Origin of the sequence: Acinetobacter rathckeae (genome assembly GCF_015627125.1) — a bacterium.
Classification (GTDB): Bacteria; Pseudomonadota; Gammaproteobacteria; order Pseudomonadales; family Moraxellaceae; genus Acinetobacter; species Acinetobacter rathckeae.
In genome coordinates, this window is sequence record NZ_VTDO01000001.1 from 658490 (window position 1) to 675933 (window position 17444).

The 17444-nt window shown below is 35.9% G+C and carries 11 protein-coding genes; 6 read left to right on the plus strand and 5 right to left on the minus strand.

The features are described from left to right. Window positions 1–9 precede the first annotated feature (9 nt). The 3 genes from I2F31_RS03190 to I2F31_RS03200 all read right to left on the minus strand — a co-directional run bounded on the left by I2F31_RS03190 (window position 10) and on the right by I2F31_RS03200 (window position 8540). Window positions 10–1380 (minus strand): ABC1 kinase family protein, encoded by a 1371-nt coding sequence (locus tag I2F31_RS03190; protein ID WP_195773427.1) that lies wholly within the window; start codon window positions 1378–1380, stop codon window positions 10–12. A gap of 179 nt (window positions 1381–1559) precedes the next feature. Beyond that, entirely contained in the window at window positions 1560–5696 is a 4137-nt protein-coding gene (locus tag I2F31_RS03195) for a bifunctional nitrate reductase/sulfite reductase flavoprotein subunit alpha (RefSeq protein WP_213014791.1), read from the minus strand. A gap of 645 nt (window positions 5697–6341) precedes the next feature. Further along, window positions 6342–8540 carry a TonB-dependent siderophore receptor gene (locus tag I2F31_RS03200; protein ID WP_195767828.1) on the minus strand — a complete coding sequence of 733 codons (2199 nt, stop codon included), beginning with the start codon at window positions 8538–8540 and terminating at the stop codon, window positions 6342–6344. A 390-nt stretch (window positions 8541–8930) separates the two neighbouring features. Between I2F31_RS03200 and I2F31_RS03205 the strand changes: the two genes are divergently transcribed. The 6 genes from I2F31_RS03205 to I2F31_RS03230 all read left to right on the plus strand — a co-directional run bounded on the left by I2F31_RS03205 (window position 8931) and on the right by I2F31_RS03230 (window position 14726). Further along, entirely contained in the window at window positions 8931–9545 is a 615-nt protein-coding gene (locus I2F31_RS03205; RefSeq protein ID WP_195767827.1) for a superoxide dismutase, read from the plus strand. 132 nt (window positions 9546–9677) lie between these two features. After that, window positions 9678–10382 carry an MBL fold metallo-hydrolase gene (locus tag I2F31_RS03210; RefSeq protein WP_195773428.1) on the plus strand — a complete coding sequence of 235 codons (705 nt, stop codon included), beginning with the start codon at window positions 9678–9680 and terminating at the stop codon, window positions 10380–10382. 14 nt (window positions 10383–10396) lie between these two features. Then, window positions 10397–11167: a sulfite exporter TauE/SafE family protein gene (locus I2F31_RS03215; RefSeq protein WP_195773429.1), complete on the plus strand. Its 771-nt coding sequence runs from the start codon at window positions 10397–10399 to the stop codon at window positions 11165–11167. Between the two features lie 376 nt (window positions 11168–11543). Beyond that, a complete protein-coding gene (locus I2F31_RS03220; RefSeq protein WP_195767824.1) occupies window positions 11544–12470 on the plus strand; it encodes a 4-hydroxyproline epimerase in 927 nt (308 codons plus the stop codon). Beyond that, window positions 12471–13481: an Ldh family oxidoreductase gene (locus I2F31_RS03225; RefSeq protein ID WP_195767823.1), complete on the plus strand. Its 1011-nt coding sequence runs from the start codon at window positions 12471–12473 to the stop codon at window positions 13479–13481. A gap of 9 nt (window positions 13482–13490) precedes the next feature. Continuing rightward, window positions 13491–14726, plus strand: a complete 1236-nt coding sequence (locus tag I2F31_RS03230; protein ID WP_195767822.1) for an NAD(P)/FAD-dependent oxidoreductase — start codon at window positions 13491–13493, stop codon at window positions 14724–14726. Between the two features lie 829 nt (window positions 14727–15555). On the opposite strand, the gene I2F31_RS03240 is transcribed toward I2F31_RS03230, so the two are convergent. Both I2F31_RS03240 and I2F31_RS03245 read right to left on the minus strand, forming a co-directional pair. Then, the gene (locus I2F31_RS03240) at window positions 15556–15828 is read right to left on the minus strand and encodes a TIGR03643 family protein (RefSeq protein WP_195767821.1); all 273 of its coding nucleotides are present in this window, start codon (window positions 15826–15828) and stop codon (window positions 15556–15558) included. A gap of 127 nt (window positions 15829–15955) precedes the next feature. After that, window positions 15956–17380, minus strand: coding sequence for an FAD-dependent oxidoreductase (locus tag I2F31_RS03245; protein ID WP_195773430.1), 1425 nt, complete (start codon window positions 17378–17380; stop codon window positions 15956–15958). Between the last annotated feature and the right edge of the window lie 64 nt (window positions 17381–17444).

The following is a 17444-nucleotide window of genomic DNA, read 5'->3' on the forward strand; positions in this document are numbered from 1 at the left end:
AAAAAAATATTAAAAATTTAAACTTTTACGAATATTTGCTTGGGCAGAAATCACCGTCATAAATGTATAAGTTCCAATAAATTTACGACTAATAAACATAAACTCTTTAGGTGGTACACTAAAGTAACGAGAAGCCATAGACTTACTTGCACGTTGCATGACACGTTGGTGTAGCTGGCTCTTTTTCCAGTCATATTGGTCTTGGCTATTCATAACACCTTCAGGAATATCTGGATTATTACTTAAACTACTAAAAGGCTCTGTTGCAAGTAAAAACACTTTAGCCATGTCTGGTTTTATATCTGATGGAATTTGATCGAAGAAAGGGTAACCCTTCATTGCATTAACCATTTGATCTAAGTCATGTAGGTAGCCTGCATGAATTAAACTATGCGCCAAAGTAAGCATTTCATGATCAAACTGACGGATTGCACCAAAATCTAAAAGAACAATTTTATCTATATCTTCATTTGTTTCTTCAGCAAGCCTAACCAAATAGTTACCAAAATTGGGGTCAGTTTGCATTTCTCCCCAAATAAAGAGCTCTTTTACGGCAATTTCTAATGATGCTTCACCAATTTTATTACGTCTTTGTTGTGATAGGGACAAAACAGCAGGGCTATTTACAGGTAAACCTGACTCATAACTCATGCATAACACTTGGTCTGTGCAGTATTCTTCAATAATTTGAGGGACAACATAGCGAATATCATCTTTTAAGTAGTCTGCAAAACGTAATGTCGTTTTTGCTTCTAATGTATAGTCGACTTCTCTATGCATCATGTCTCGTACTTCTTCAAACCATTGATCAAACTCTCTCGTTTGAGGGAGAAGGTGAGTCAGTCGAAGCATTTGTTTAAATAGATTCATATCCGAATCAATAGCACTCGCAACACCTGGGTATTGTATTTTTAATACCAGCACTTGACCTGTCGATTTTAGCGTTGCTTTATGTACCTGAGCCAGTGAGGCTGTACCAATAGGCTGTGGGTCTATCTCTAAATCATTTATTTTATGACCTAATTGCTCTGTAAGGTGGGGAAGAATAGCATTCCAATCCACTGCAATGGTTTGATTGTTTAAAGTATTTAAAGCATCTGTGACTTCTCTTGGCAGAAAGTGTTCACCATACAACGCCATCATTTGGCCTATTTTTACAATAGAGCCTTTGAGTTTTCCAATTTCTGACACGAGGTAATTGGCTTGTTCTGTGAGTACTTTTTTACGTTTACGTTCTTTTTCCTCATCGCTTGCAAAAAAAGAAGTCGCATTTGATGTTGCCCAACGTGTTCCCGCTAAAAAAGATGCTTTAGCGATAGAAAGACGGCGATCAATAGAAGATGTTTTTAGATTTTTTAATATATCTTTTTGATCAGGCATAGAGAAAATCCTTTTTCGGCTTGATGTTTATTGAATGATAAACGTAATCATACAATCATACCAAAAACTATCGTAATTAAAAAATATTGTCACATACCAATAAATCACCACATGATACAATAAAAATAGCCTAAGTAATTTAAGTAGAAATTAAATATTCAAAATTTTCACTATCTACCTCAATAAACATCTTTTAAATAACGTTTATCTTTATTCATAGAAATAAGATAATTTTGAGCCTGCTCAGGTGATTTATCACCAAATTGGCAAATAATCTGTTTCAACGTTGCATCAACATCCTTTGCCATACGACTAGCATCACCGCATATACAAAAATAAGCACCTTGCTCTAACCATTCCCATAACTCTGCACCATGCTCACGCATACGATCTTGTACATAAACTTTTTGTTCTTGGTCACGTGAGAAAGCCAAGTCCAGACGAGTCAAAATACCTCTATTGTGAAAGTCTCTCAGCTCATTTTCATAGTAGAAATCGGTATTTATTTTTTGCTCACCAAAAAATAGCCAGTTTTTTCCTGTATCGCCACGGAGATCTCGTTCTTGTAAAAAACCTCGAAAGGGGGCAATACCTGTACCTGGTCCAACCATAATCAAGGGTGTTTCTGAGTCAATAGGTGGATGGAATGATTTTGATTTTTGAACAAAAATCGGAACAGTACCTTGTTCAGCACGATCTGATAAAAAAGTTGAAGATACCCCTTTTCTAGATATACCTTGGTGTTTATATCGTACTACTGAAACTGTTAAGTGTATTTGTGTTGGGTATGCTTTAGGGCTTGATGCAATTGAGTATAACCGTGGTTGTAGTTTCGGCAAAATACTAATGAGTTCATTGATAGATAATTGAACAGGGTATATTTTTAGAATATCTACTAATTGCTTTCCCCATAGCCATTGTTTTAACTTGTTTTTATCTGGACAGTCTAATAAATCTTGTAAAGATTGATAATTTCCCTTTACTGCAATAAATTTTAAGGCATTGAATTGTGGCTTAGTAATCTCAAAAGATTCTGTGAGTGCTTGTTTTAAGGTGATATCTTTTAAGTCGATAGATAAAATGTGCTGACCATCTAGTTTAGTGACATTTAATAACTCATTTACAAGATCAGGGCAATTTTGTGGCCAGACTCCCAATGCATCACCAGCCTCGTAAATAATGCCTGAATTTTCAATATCAAAGACAAATAGCCGTATATCTTTATTTGAATCCTCCTGATTTAATCGTATATTTTTTATCAATTTTGCAGAAAATGGAGTGGCTTTACTTGGAATATTTAAATTGGATGTTTCTGGTGTTGGTGATAACGGAGCGTTGGTTTTTTCATTATGTTTAAATGTAGTAAGAATACGATCTAACCATTGTTCAGCTGGTTCTTGAAAATCGGTATCACAATCTATCCGATCAACGATACGAGAAGCTCCCAGCTCAGCCAGTTTTTGATCAAGTCTTTTACCATGCCCACAAAACTGGTCATAATTAGGATCACCTAAAGCTAAGACACTATAATTAAGATGGTTTAATTGGATATCTTTTTGATTGGTTAAATTATTCCAAAAAATTTGTCCATTATCTGGTGCATCTCCATCACCAAAAGTACTACTAATACATAATAAATTTTGTATTTTATTTAATTCAGTAATTGAGAAGTCATTCATTTCTTGTAGATTTACAAGACAGCCGGATTGCTTGATTTTCTCAGCAAATGTTTCTGCTAAAGTCTCACTATTTCCTGTTTGTGAAGCCCAAATTAGGGTAATTTTAGTTTTTTCTGATACGCTAGAACCATCTGAACTTGCGCTAGACGTAGATGTAGATGTCCGTGAATATAACCCTGTTAATAGGCCATTGAGCCATAATTTTGTTTGATCAGAAATAGGGGCGTGAGCAGGAAGTGTTGGTATACTCTCAGCAGCTACGGGTAGATTTTGTAATGCGGAAATAAAACCTGATAAATAGATTTTCTCGGCATCACTCATTGAGGGAGTTGCTGATGTTTCAAGGCCAATACTTTGGGCAAAAATATTTATGGGTGACATATTTGTATTCTGTGTGATTGTCGGTATTGAGTTGGTTGGTTGCTGAATATTTGTTTTTTGTTGTTTGAGTGCATCGGCAATCAATAATGTCTCTGTTGCGGCAACAGGCGTCAGTGCAACTGCACATACTTTAAATTCAGGCTGTTGAGAAATAGGATCAATCGCATCGTTGGTTACGGCGTTAATTGCCAAATCTTCGCCAAAGAAATCATTCCAATGAAAGGGGGCAAAGCAATTTCCAGCAAGTACCCGATCTGTTACAACTGCAGGTAAAACCGCTTTACCTCGTCGTGATCGAATTTCTACTGGTTGTTTGTTTTTAATATTTAAGTCTTCGGCATCTTCAGGGTGTATCTCTATAAATGGCCCTGAGTTTAGTTTGTTTAACATGGGAATTTTCCCTGTTTTGGTCATGGTATGCCATTGATGTTGTAAGCGACCTGTATTTAAAACAAATGGAAAGTCCTTATCTGGCATTTCTGCTGGATCTAGGTGCGGACGGGCAAAAAAAATACCTCTGGCTCGTTCAGTTGGAAAAATTAAACGTGGTTTTTGTTGTTCTATAGTTAATAATGGCTGGCTAACACCATTATTCAAATAACGAATAGGATGACGATTTTCATCTCCATCAGATGCATCCAAGGGCGGGCAAGGCCATTGTAGAGGTGTTTCTTTCAAACGAGTATGGCTTGCTCCACGTAAGTCATAACCTGTTTTGAAATTACTGCACTGGCAGATCTCATCAAAAATTTCTGATGCTGAATGATAACTAAAAGCATGATCGTAGCCCATTTCACATGCAATACGACTAATAATTTGCCAATCTGGTAAGGCTTCACCTGGTGGCTCAATTGCTTTTTGCATAAGTGTCATGTTGCGTTCGGAGTTAATCATTACACCTTCTGCTTCAGCCCATAAAGCAGCAGGTAACATAATGTCTGCATAGCGATTGGTTTCAGTATCTAAAAATGCATCTTGAGTAATAACCAACTTTGCTGCTTTTAAGCCTTCGATTACATTGGTACGATTGGCAATGGTTGCAACAGGGTTAGTACAGATGATCCAGCATGCTTTAATTTCTCCTGTTTGCATACGCTCGAACATGTCGACCGTACCTTTGCCTAAAGTTGTTTTTAAAGTCCCTTTAGGGATATGCCAGAGTTCTTCGATAAATGTTCTATCTTTTTCAACTAAAATAGAGCGTTGACCAGGAAGACCTGGCCCCATATATCCCATTTCACGTCCCCCCATTGCATTGGGCTGGCCCGTCAAAGAAAATGGTCCACTACCTAAACGACAAATTTTTCCCGTTGCCAAATGTAAGTTGCAAATCGCATTGGTGTTCCATGTGCCATGAGTACTTTGGTTAAGGCCCATTGTCCAGCAACTCATAAATTCTTTTGCTTCACCAATCCATTGTGCTGCTTGTCGAATTTTTTCTTCTTCAATTGCTGTTTTCTTAGAAACATAGTCGGGTGTATATTCCTCCAAAAAATTAGGCATTTGCTCCCAACCTTCGGTATATTCATGAATAAAGTCATGATCAATATGGTTGTTTTTCCATAGTAAGTGTAATAATCCATTAAGTAGGATTAAATCTGTACCTGGCTTGATCTGCATAAAAAGGTGAGCTTTATCTGCGGTGCTATTACGTCGTGGATCAACAACAATCAATTTTGCACCAACTTTGACTCTATCCATCAAACGTAAAAATAAAATCGGATGGCAATCAGCCATATTTGCACCAATAACAAAAAATACATCTGCATGATCAAAATCTTGGTATGAGCCAGGAGGACCATCAGCACCTAAAGAAAGTTTATAACCACTTCCAGCACTTGCCATACACAGGCGAGAATTTGACTCAATATTATTTGTACCAATAAATCCTTTAGAAAGTTTATTTATAAGATATTGAGCCTCGATTGACATTTGCCCTGAAACATAAAAAGAAATGGCATCTGGACCATCTTGGTCAATAATTTCGCGAAGACGTTGAGCTGTTTTAGTTATTGCGATATCACTGGTATTTGCAATACGCTCATCTGTGCGTAATTTGCGAATATATGCTTTTTCCATGCGTCCAGATTGACGTAAGGCTTGATGTGCTGAAGCCCCTTTAGTACACAGTCGACCAAAGTTGGTAGGGTGTTCTTTATGGCCTGATAGTTTAGTAATTTTGCCATTTTTAACATGTAAAATCATGCCACAACCAACACCACAATATGGACAAACAGTTTTTATAGATTCAACCATAATGATTACCTTGCTCAGTCTATGCAAATGAAAATTTGAGACTCATAAATTTTGAGAAATTTATGAGTTCGAATAAACACGAGCAGGCATCGTTGGCTGCAAAGTGATGTACTTGATACGTTTAAAAGAAGGCAAATAATATGCCAAGTCAGACAAAATTATGGATCAGAGTATCGATGCAAAGAGAGGATTAGAGCTACAAAGGGGAAATGCAATTTAACTACAAGTACGGCGTATAGATTGATCAAGCATTTTATTTTTGAACGTTTGTATATGTTGCATGTAAAGATCCCTTTTATAGAAACTTTAAGGTTGATATTTTTATTTTAAAATCATTTGCTTATGGTATTTCGATCAAATATTGGAATTATATAGCATAGACTTTTAGTCACTCAGAGCTTTTTTAAGGGAAATCAGTCTATTCATTAGACTAGACTGCAAAGGAAAGTATTTATTTTATATAAAAACATATAAAACAGTAAATTCCGTAAACAGGATTCGGGTTAATTAGTAAAAAGCGAATATCATTTAATTTAGTATTCTTATATTTCAACTTTAAAAGAACATTATCATCTAAAATTTAAGTTAAATAGGTAAAAAACTCTGCTTAAGAAAAGAGAATTTTCTTAAGCAGATTAGCTTAGCTTAGAATTTATAAGTTAAAGAACCAGTATAGCTTGTTGGGTCACCATAAGTATTAGCCCAGTAATTTAATCGATATTTTACATTGGTAACATTACCTATGTTTAAACCTAAACTTAAATCAGAGGTAATTTTATATTTAGCCATCAGGTCAAGTAAGGCAAAACCTTTTTGAGTATAGGCCGCGGTTTGTAAACTGTTACTGCCTGTATAGTAAAACTTGCTTTGCCAACGTGTTGTTGCACCAACTGTCACGGCGTCAAATATGCCTGGTAAACTGTAAGTGGTAGACAGTTTAAATTGATTGACAGGAAGCTCTGTTGTGACACGCACACCAGCCTGTTTGCTTAAAGCATGTGAATAGCCTGTTTGAATATTCCAACGTGGCGTAATTTCACCACTTAACTCGGCTTCAAAACCTTTAGTTTTTACACCATTTGCACCTTGATAATAATAAGATCCAGCAGTAACTAAACCTTGGCTGACTGCACTGTCAGAAGATGTATATTTTCCTGCCGTAAGCGCAACATTGTCCATTTTAGATTCAAAGTAAGCGATACTTGCATTGAGTTTGTTGTCATAAAATGCAGCTTTAAAACCTGCTTCATAATTATTGCCTTGCTGTGGATTTAGCAACTTATAATCATAATTACGGTATGACTGTGGTAAGAAAATATTGGTATAACTTGCATAAGCAGTGAGGTTATTTGTTAGGTCATAGGTTATACCTGCATACGGCGTAACACGGTGGTAATTACTCACCTTTGATGACCCAGCAGATGTAGTATAGCTTTTTGAAATATAGTCAGATAAACGTGTACCTAAAATCAGGTGTAATTTATCAGTTGCATTGATACGTGTTGCTAAATAATAGCCAGCCTGTTGGTAACTAAGTCTCTGTTCACCATTTTTGGTAAATGTCGGAGCAGTAACATAACCATTCCATGTAGATGGCTTAACCGAAGTTGTTGTGTAATTCGCTTTATAAGTATCACCATTATTTTGGATATATTGATAGCTACTGCCAAACATTAAATCATGTTCTTGGCCAAATAGTTGGTACTTTCCATTTACAGACACATCAAGCGAGTTTTCAGTGGGGTTTAAATCTGTTTTATTAGAAGTAAAGTTTGCATAATCTGAGTTATATTTTGGTGAAGTACCAATCACACCAAAAATAGCATCGATATGTTGTTGTAAGAAGTTATAATTTATGTGTAATGCCCAGTCATTATCAAAGGTATGATTAAATGAGGCGAATGCATTGACTGAATCTACTTGGCTATATGCCCAGCGAGGTGCTGCATTAAAACTTGGTGAGTATGGGTTAAGAGAGTAGTCATAGCCATACATATCTAGACCATGGACGCTTAAACCATCACTACGATTTCGGCTGAGCATAGCACCAACCGATAGATGGCTTTGCTCGCTAAAGTCATGGTCTATAACTCCATACAGTGTCGCATTTCTATAATTGCCCCATGTTTTCCAAGAATCACCTTGCTCATATGCAGCTACAACTCGGCCGCGTGTTGTTCCATCTTGTGTTAGAGCGGTTTGAGCATCAAATTCTGATCTTACATTATTCCACGAGCCGTAACTGACTTTTGCATAGCCTGTAGGTTCGGTACTATTTGCATGCTTTCTGTTGAAATTAATACTTGCACTAGGTAGTCCCGCACCATTGGTTAATCCAGTTGCTCCTTTAATTACAGTTACATTTTCAAAAATAGATGAGTCTAAACCGCTTAATGAAGAGCCGGATTTAAAGTTTACAGGCGGTGCGGTCATTACGCCATCAACTTGATAGTTAATAATTTGTTGACCACGTGCATAGTACATTGCATATTCACCACCATTACCAATAGCCCCTTTTGCACCATAACGTACGGCTTGAACCCCAGGTGTTTGGGTTAAAATGTCATAAGTATCACGTAAGTTTTCATCACTGATTTGTTGTTGTGTGATTACCGTAACACTTTGAGGTGTATCTTTTAAAGATAAATCCAATTTTGTTGCACTGCTACTTTTCTTTATGGTGTAACTTTTTTTATTGTCTTGTGTTTTCGCATGAGCATTTATTTCTGGCAGTGTGGTTGTCTCAGCAAAACTATATACAGGAGATAATACGATTAAAGATAACAATATACGGCGTATAGATTGATCAAGCAGTTTGCTTTTGAACGTTTGTGTATGTTGCATGTAAAGATTCCTTTTACAACAGTTGTTAGGTTGGTGTTTTTATTCTGCAAATGATAATCATTTTTATAAAAAATAATATGGATGATGTTTAGATATATATTTTTTTTGTATTAAATTTAAATATAAGTGTTTGATATTTAAATTTTAATATTTAATTATTGATTGTTAAATTATATATGTTAAATTTTCGTTTTGAGTGGTTAATTTTAATTTTTAATTAAGTTTGAATGGTTATGCATTATTGAATTACATACTGTCAATAAAATACTATAGTATCTTTAAATGGTATACGCTAAAGTCTTAAATAGAAGTAATGCTTTATATTGAAATAAGCTTCGGTTTATCGTATTGTTATTCATGAAATTATTTATACTTAATAAGGACATAAAAATGGCTTACTCATTACCATCTTTACCATATACATATGATGCACTAGAGCCAAATCTAGATGCTGCAACTATGGAAATTCACCACACTAAACATCACCAAACGTACATTAATAACATTAATGTTGCTATCGAAGGTACAGAGTGGGAACAACTTCCTGTTGAAACACTTGTAGCTAAAATTGCAGACGTTCCTGCAAACTTGAAAGGTGTTGTGCAAAATAATGGTGGTGGTCATGCAAACCATTCTTTATTTTGGACAGTCATGAGCCCACAAGGTGGTGGAGCACCTGAAGGTGAACTTGCTACAGCAATTGATGCAGAGCTTGGTGGTTTAGAGGCATTTAAAGAAGCATTTACTAAAGCGGCTTTAACGCGTTTTGGTAGTGGTTGGGCTTGGTTAAGTGTTACTCCTGAAAATAAATTGGTTGTAGAAAGCAGTGGCAACCAAGACTCTCCATTAATGCACGGTAATACACCTATTCTAGGTTTAGATGTTTGGGAGCATGCATATTACCTTAAATATCAAAACCGTCGTCCTGAATACATTGCAGCATTCTATAACGTAGTTAATTGGGCAGAAGTTGCACGTCGTTATAAAGAAGCTCTAGCAAAATAAGTTAGTTTATTTGAAACTTCAAAAACGGCTTCAATGTAAGCCGTTTTTTTATGTCATTGTGTCTGGGTTGTTTATTTATATCTAAATATGTTATAAGTATATATAAATATCATATAAAAGAAGTGCTTTAACATGTATATCAAACAGTTCTTTGAACCTAAAAGTTCTACATATAGCTATTTTTTAATGTGTGAAGAAAGCAAAGAAGCGATTATCATCGATCCCGTGCAATGCGATATAGAAAAGTATCTTGAAGAAATAAAACAACAACAAGCGAATTTACAATATATCTTTGAAACGCATATACATGCAGACCATATTACAGCCTCTCATACATTAAAAACATTAACATCTGCTAAGTCTGTGGTGCATAAAAATTCTGGGGTAGAGTGTGCAGATGTTTTTATTACAGATGGTTGCGATTTTCGTTTTGGGCAACAATTATTACAAGTCCTTGCGACACCAGGGCATACCAATGCATGTACATCTTATTATGCAAAAGGCTATGTCTTTACAGGGGATACTTTACTAATAAATGGTTGTGGAAGAACTGATTTTCAAGGCGGTTCTGCTGAAAAGCTATATCAAAGCGTACATAGAAAATTATTTACTTTACCAAGCGAAACCATTGTTTATCCTGCACATGATTACAAAGGTAACTTTTCATCAAGTATTGGACATGAAAAAGAATATAACCCAAGACTGGCATTACATATCAGCCAAGAAGAGTTTATTCACATTATGGCGAATTTAGATCTGGCATATCCTGCTCAAATAGACCAAGCACTACCTGCCAATAAGCTGTGTGGTAGAGTACAAACAAGCGATTGCGATTAATTTAAGAGATCGCTATGTTTTTATTAGCCTGTGAAGGGATATTTATTGGTATTGTATTGGGGCTTACAGGTGCAGGTGGTGGCGTATTGGCTATTCCTTTACTGATGTGGTCTCAGTCTTGGAGTGTTTCGCAAGCTGCACCGATTGCACTTATCGCAACAACCATTGCATCTGGAGCAGGAACAATACAAGGCTTATGGCAACATACTGTACGTTATAGGGCAGCAATTTGGATTGCTTTGTTGTCTATTCCATCTGTATACATTGGTGTTAGTTTAAGCAAGATTATTCCAATATATTACATCACCATTTTATTTTGTATTGTTATGTTGATTTCAGCATTTCGCTACTTTACTAAGAAACCGATTCGTTCATTAAACTTATGTCATACCCATCGATTAACAGGCCGATTTATTTGGAATACAAAAACAAGGTTTTATTTAGGTGGCCTAGGAATGCTACTTGGAATGGTTACAGGTTTATTGGGGGTAGGTGGCGGTTTTATTTTAGTCCCTACACTCAAAAAAATATCTAATTTGTCTCTATGTTGTATATCTGCTACATCCCTAATGATTATTTGTTTGGTGGGATCCATCACATTAATGACACAGATTTCATCTGGATATCATTACCCTTTAGATATCACGCCCATTTTTGTGACTACGGCGTTAATTGGTATGTTTGTTGGTCGGTTCTTACAACATCGTATTCCTGAGCAGGTTATTCATAAAGTATTTGCACTCTTGCTGACCTGTATTGCAATTCTTACATTATATCGTATGTAACTTTTTAGTTCATCTGTGCTTTAAGTCTGTGCAAAATTAGAAAATAAATCGCCAATTTTTCACGTTATTTCATATATATCATTCATTTTAAAGAAATAGCCAAGTGATATTGCTTGGCATAGTTTATGCTTTATATTTACATATTGTATACCATATACATTAATGCATATTTAAGAGAATATATTGCTTGATATCGCAATTAAGCAAAATAGATCATGACAAATGCTATTTATGTCTGAGAAATTTAAAGAGAAATGGATTTTTATTTAAAAATTGACTGATTAATAGCATGAGTAAAACGTATAAATCATAGGAGAGACAGCCTCAAAAAAGCTATTTCTTCTAAGTACTATGAAAATAAATTAGAGTATTCGATATGCAAAAAATATCAATTATTGATTCACATACAGGCGGTGAGCCAACGCGTTTAATTATAAATGGCTTTCCTGACTTGGGTGTAGGATCTATGCAAAATCGACTCAAGTGTTTATCTACACAGTATGATCATTATAGAAAAGCCACAATATTAGAACCTCGCGGTCATAATGTGCTTGTAGGGGCGTTACTCTGTGAGCCAGTAAACCCTTCGGCAAGTGCAGGGGTTATTTTCTTTAATAATACAGGCTATTTAGGCATGTGTGGTCATGGCACGATAGGCCTAATACATTCACTGGCTTACCTTGGTAAAATTACAACAGGCACACACAAAATAGAGACCCCAGTTGGTGATATTACTGCAATTTTGCATGAAGATGGTTCTGTGAGCATACGGAATGTTCCATCTTGGCGATATAAAAAAGACGTGAAATTTTATAGCGAAGAACTAGGTGAAATCAAAGGTGATATTGCTTGGGGTGGGAATTGGTTCTTTTTAGTCAATGAACATCATTTGCAGATAGATAAAGACAATATTCCAAAGCTAACGACATTTGCTTTAATGATTCAAAAAGAATTAAAAAACCAAAATATTTTTGGAGAAAATGGCGCAGTCATAGATCATATAGAACTGTTCACAGCAGATACACAGGCGAATAGTCGGAGTTTTGTATTGTGCCCTGGTGGTGAGTATGACAGATCACCTTGTGGCACGGGTACAAGTGCTAAGTTGGCCTGTTTGGCGGCAGACCAGAAGTTAGAACCAAATCAATTATGGCAGCAAGCCAGTATTATTGGTAGTCAATTTGAAGCCTATTACGAGCCACTTGAGGTTGGTATACAACCTATTATTCGTGGTTCTGCATCAATCAGTGCCGAAACGACCTTAATATTGGAGGATAACGATGTCTTTATTTGGGGGATTTAAATGCATATAGACATTCCCAACTTAAAAACATTTATATATTACATATTAAAGGATCAGGGATTTACCTCAGACCATGCACAAGAAATCATGCAGACAGTTGTATCTGCAGAAATAGATGGTTGTCATTCACATGGTATTTGGCGAATACTCGGCTGTATTCAGACGTTACATAACAAAAAAGTGTCTGCAACAGCTGAGCCAATTGTAAAAGATATAAAGCCAGGCTTGGTTCAGGTCGATGCGAAAGGTGGATTTTCTCCCTTGGCTTTTAAACATGGTTTACCGTACTTGATCGACAAAGTGAAAAATCAAGGCATTGCAGCCATGGCAATTAACCATTGCGTTCACTTTTCTGCATTATGGGTTGAAGTAGAGCAATTAACACATGCAGGTTTGGTTGCTTTTGCATTTACACCAAGCCATGCATGGGTTACTCCAGAAGGTGGTCGACAAGGAATATTTGGTACAAATCCCATGGCTTTTGGTTGGCCTAGAAAAAATAAAGAGGCATTTATTTTTGATTTTGCAACCAGTGCTGTGGCAAGAGGTGAAATTCAACTGCACTTAAGGGAAGGAAAATCTATTCCTGAAGGGTGGGGAGTCGATAGAGAGGGTAAGCCATGTACAGACCCTCAAGAGGTTCTCAGTCATGGTGCAATGTTGGCTTTTGGTGGGCACAAAGGAGCCACTTTAGCCACAATGATTGAGTTAATTTCAGGGCCACTGATTGCAGATTTAACGAGTCATGAGTCTTTGGCTTATGATGAAAATACAGGGTCTTTACCTTACCATGGTGAATTAATTATTGCTTTAGATCCTGAAAGCTTTTTAGGCGGTTTAGTACAAGATCATTTCGATCGTGCAGAGTTCATCTTTCAGCAGATATTAGATCAAAATTTAAGACTACCTTCGCAAAGGCGCTATAAAAATAGACAACATCATTTACAGCATGGATTAAACATTAATGATGGCTTATACCAAGAATTACTGGCATTAAAAGCCGAAAGTTGAGAGTGTTTTATGCAAAATATAACTATTGTTGGTGCGGGAATTATTGGGCTTTCGATTGCTTATGCACTGCATAAAGCAGGGGTTTCTGTTACGGTCATTGATCGTGATGCTGCAGGGGATAAAGTTTCTTTTGGTAATGCAGGTTCTATTGCTGTGATGGAAGTGAATCCCGCAAGTGTGCCGGGTGTTTTTTGGAAAGTTCCTGCTTGGATTATGAGCCCATTGGGTCCTTTATCTGTTCGTCCAAACTATAGTTTAAAATTACTGCCTTGGCTTTATCAGTTTTATCTTGCTAGTAAGCCAAAACATGCACTTCGTTCACATCATGCCTTAGCTACACTGAATAAAAATGCATATGTGGACATGATTCCGATGTTTACAGAGATTGGTGTAGTAAGTGAGCTTAAACAAAAAGGGGCATTAGTAGTTTATGAGACTGATACAGGTTTTGAGCAAGACCAAGCTATGTGGCAGTTAAGACAAAACGCAGGAGTAGATGCAATGTATTTATCTGCTGATCAAACAAGAGAGTATGAACCTGCTTTAGGTGAACGAGTGAAACATGGCATGTTTGTTTCTAATGCAAGCTATGTGACAGACCCTAAGTACATTGTAGATCAACTCAGGGCTTGGCTCATTAAAAATGATGTCCAGTTTATTCAAGATGAAGTTAAATCTATTCAAAAACAATCAAATAGTATGTATGTACAAGGAAAAAATGCACGATATGAAGCAGATAAAGTTGTTTTAGCTACAGGGGCTTGGTCATCCGAATTGACCAAGCTGCTTGGTGAAAAGTGTTATGTTGAAAGTGAAAGAGGTTACAATACCACGATTCAAAACCCTGACATTACAATAGCACGCGAGATCGTTTTTGCTGAACGAAAATTTGTAATGACACCATTAAGTTGTGGCTTACGTATTGGTGGTGCAGCAGAATTTGGTGGTTTAAATAATGTGCCAAATTATAAACGTTCAGGTGCTTTGGTTAAGTTAGCCCAATTGTATTTTCCAAACTTAAAGCATATAAAAGGAAGTGTTTGGGCAGGACATCGTCCAAGTACACCTGATAGCTTACCAATTATTAGTCGCTCACAGTATAGCGATCGTTTATTTTATGCTTTTGGTCATGGTCATTTAGGTTTAACACAATGTGCGATTACAGCACGGTTGATTAAAGAGATGATTTTTAATGAAAAATCTGAAGTTGATGTTTCTATGTATAGTATTGATCGCTTTAATTAAGAAAAGTTAAATTTTATTTAAAAAAAAGTCGCTATAGCCACAAATATGTTTGTATTGTTAGAAAAGCTTTTATATCGTATGTAGGTAGATGGTTGGGCACCTAGTACTTGCATAACTTTATTTAACATAATACCAATTATGCGAAATGAAGTTATTAGAACCCAATTAAAGTGTCTATATTCTCACCAATAAAAGTATCTAGTTTATGATGGTAAACCCATCATAAACTAGATATGAAATATAGATGCTGAATCTTTCTACCAGTCAAATTACTCAGTTAATACAGAAATTCAATAGCGATAATTTCTGAACATTTGCTTGGATTTGGCCCTACATTAGCTCATGAGAAACTCAGTAACAGATTCGGCTTTCATATTCCTGTAGACCTATGGATTCCACGTTCTAAGCAAGCGTACTAAACATCCCTATCAGCCTCTTTGGTCTAATTTAGCCAGAACAGCCTTGAAATAGCTATTAGTGCCATGAAATTAGATAAAAATCAAACTATTGTTGTTGGTGATATAGATAATAAATCTTCAAGGTGCAAAAAATACAGGTTTAAACTGGTGTGTAAATGGGAATAGACCAACAATATTAAAAATATGAATAAAAAATAATTAAGATTATGAAATTAGATATATAAACTATTTAATTAAATAATTGTTAGGTGTATATTTACAATGCTCCAAAACTTGTTTAGATGTTGATAAGAAACAACTAAGTCGTGATCTAATTTAGACTTTTTATATGCCTACCCTTCCATCACTTTCCAGATAGGCTTTTGACTAAACTATTTATAATTTTTTTTAATCTATGCGTCAATATTTACTTAATCCACATTCGATCTTCTATGCTGTCTTGAGCAGTATGCTCTATTTACTTCTGGAGATCTTAGCTTTAAATGTTTTGTTTTTAGGTCCGTTACACGTTCTCTCCATAAGCGAAAGCTTCCAGGCTGCATATGAGCACGCATTAAGTTTATAGTTTCAGATTCATTTAAGCCAAATAGATACTCAATTGCTTCAAATGGTGTTCTATCTTCCCACGCCATTTCAATAATTCTAGATATTTCATCTATAGAGTAACTTTTTATAGATTTCATAGTATGCCCCTCCTACTTTATTTATATATATGAGTTATTTTGCTAGAGTGAATATAATTGGCCTATGCACAATAGTAAAGCATTAAATGTGAGCGGGTACAACAAGTGTTGATTAAAAAACCTAAAATTATCTTGTAACATAAGGTAAAGCGGGTTCCCATTCACTACCATCTAACTCTAAGTCATCACTGAGTTTAATATCCTTAATATGCTGATCAAAAGCGTCTAAATATATTTTAGCCGAAATGGTTTTTGCTAAATGAGGAGCACCTTGCTCAATGCCTGAAATCATACCAACCAATGGCCCTTGACTCATACCTGCACTGTAATTAAAACAATATAGTCTAGAAAAACCTGACTTGAGGTGATTTTCTTTAGCAATAAACTCAAAATTTGTTGTTAGATATGGTGACTGAGCAAGACCTTCGTCTGGTAACTTACTCGATATATATACATCTTTCCATTGTTGAGTATGCTCTTTTATGTAGTTTAACCAAGCATACTTAGACCAGTTTAGGGAAAAACCTGTAGCTAGAATTAAATAATCGAATACAAATGTATGCTTTTGTGTATATACAGAAATTTTACTGTTGTTTTCTTTAACAGAAACCACGTGTTCATCAAAATTAAAATATGCATTTTTATGGCGAGATACCCTGAGTGTACTACCGTGAGGTGCTGGAGTTTTCTCTTGTTTCAAATAATAGTTAAAGTCCCATTTTTGTTCATTCGACCAATATGGGTACGAGTTTAAATAACCCGAGTTAACTGCAACCTTACCACGATTTACTCTTGGAAGATCTTTGCAACGGCATAGTATTTCAACACTTTTTGCACCATGCTCTAACGCTGTAGCAGAGCTATCCATTGCTCCTGCACTATAACCAATGACTCCAATGTTTAAGCCTTTAAAACGGTTATAGTCGGTGCCGTCATATGCATGTTCCCATAAATTCTGCGAAACACCTTCCATAAATTTTGGAATACTCGGTGAACTAAAGCTATCAATACCCATCGCCAGTACTGTATGAGATGCAAAGTATGTTTCGACCTTCTCAGTATTTTGGAAATATAACTGACTACCTTGTTTCTCAACTTTTAGATCAATAAGCTCATGCTCATAAATGATATTAGGTTCTGTAACTTTCTTAAACCATTGTAGGTAGTCATGCCATTGTAACCGTGGAATCTTATCAAGATCATCCCAAGCTTTTTGTCCAAATTGAACCTTAAACCATGCCTGAAAGGTTAAAGATGGGAAGTTTAATGCAGGGCCAATCGCTTGTTTAGGTGATCTGAGCGTTTGCATGAGAGCTGGTTGTTTCCAAGGCCCTTCCTCGCCTTCTTTACATTTATCAAAAATTATAGCTTGAACCCCTTCTGTACGTAATGCCAAAGCTAAAGCCAAACTTGACATTCCTGCACCAACAATCACAACATCAACTTTTTTATTGTCTAAACAATTGTTTGAAATGACCCATGATTTTTTGGGGATATTTAAATGAATAAAGTCTTCTTGTATTCGTTGTTCTAGATCATCTAAGTTTTTCATATTAACCACTATTATACAGCTCCATAATTTAATTAGAAGTGATGCTTTGTATTGAAAAGAATGT

Coding starts and splice junctions, on each gene's coding strand:
- I2F31_RS03190 (WP_195773427.1), bottom strand. CDS start 1,380: ATGCCTGATCAAAAAGATATATTAAAAAATCTAAAAACATCTTCTATT.
- I2F31_RS03195 (WP_213014791.1), bottom strand. CDS start 5,696: ATGGTTGAATCTATAAAAACTGTTTGTCCATATTGTGGTGTTGGTTGT.
- I2F31_RS03200 (WP_195767828.1), bottom strand. CDS start 8,540: ATGCAACATACACAAACGTTCAAAAGCAAACTGCTTGATCAATCTATA.
- I2F31_RS03205 (WP_195767827.1), top strand. CDS start 8,931: ATGGCTTACTCATTACCATCTTTACCATATACATATGATGCACTAGAG.
- I2F31_RS03210 (WP_195773428.1), top strand. CDS start 9,678: ATGTATATCAAACAGTTCTTTGAACCTAAAAGTTCTACATATAGCTAT.
- I2F31_RS03215 (WP_195773429.1), top strand. CDS start 10,397: ATGTTTTTATTAGCCTGTGAAGGGATATTTATTGGTATTGTATTGGGG.
- I2F31_RS03220 (WP_195767824.1), top strand. CDS start 11,544: ATGCAAAAAATATCAATTATTGATTCACATACAGGCGGTGAGCCAACG.
- I2F31_RS03225 (WP_195767823.1), top strand. CDS start 12,471: ATGCATATAGACATTCCCAACTTAAAAACATTTATATATTACATATTA.
- I2F31_RS03230 (WP_195767822.1), top strand. CDS start 13,491: ATGCAAAATATAACTATTGTTGGTGCGGGAATTATTGGGCTTTCGATT.
- I2F31_RS03240 (WP_195767821.1), bottom strand. CDS start 15,828: ATGAAATCTATAAAAAGTTACTCTATAGATGAAATATCTAGAATTATT.
- I2F31_RS03245 (WP_195773430.1), bottom strand. CDS start 17,380: ATGAAAAACTTAGATGATCTAGAACAACGAATACAAGAAGACTTTATT.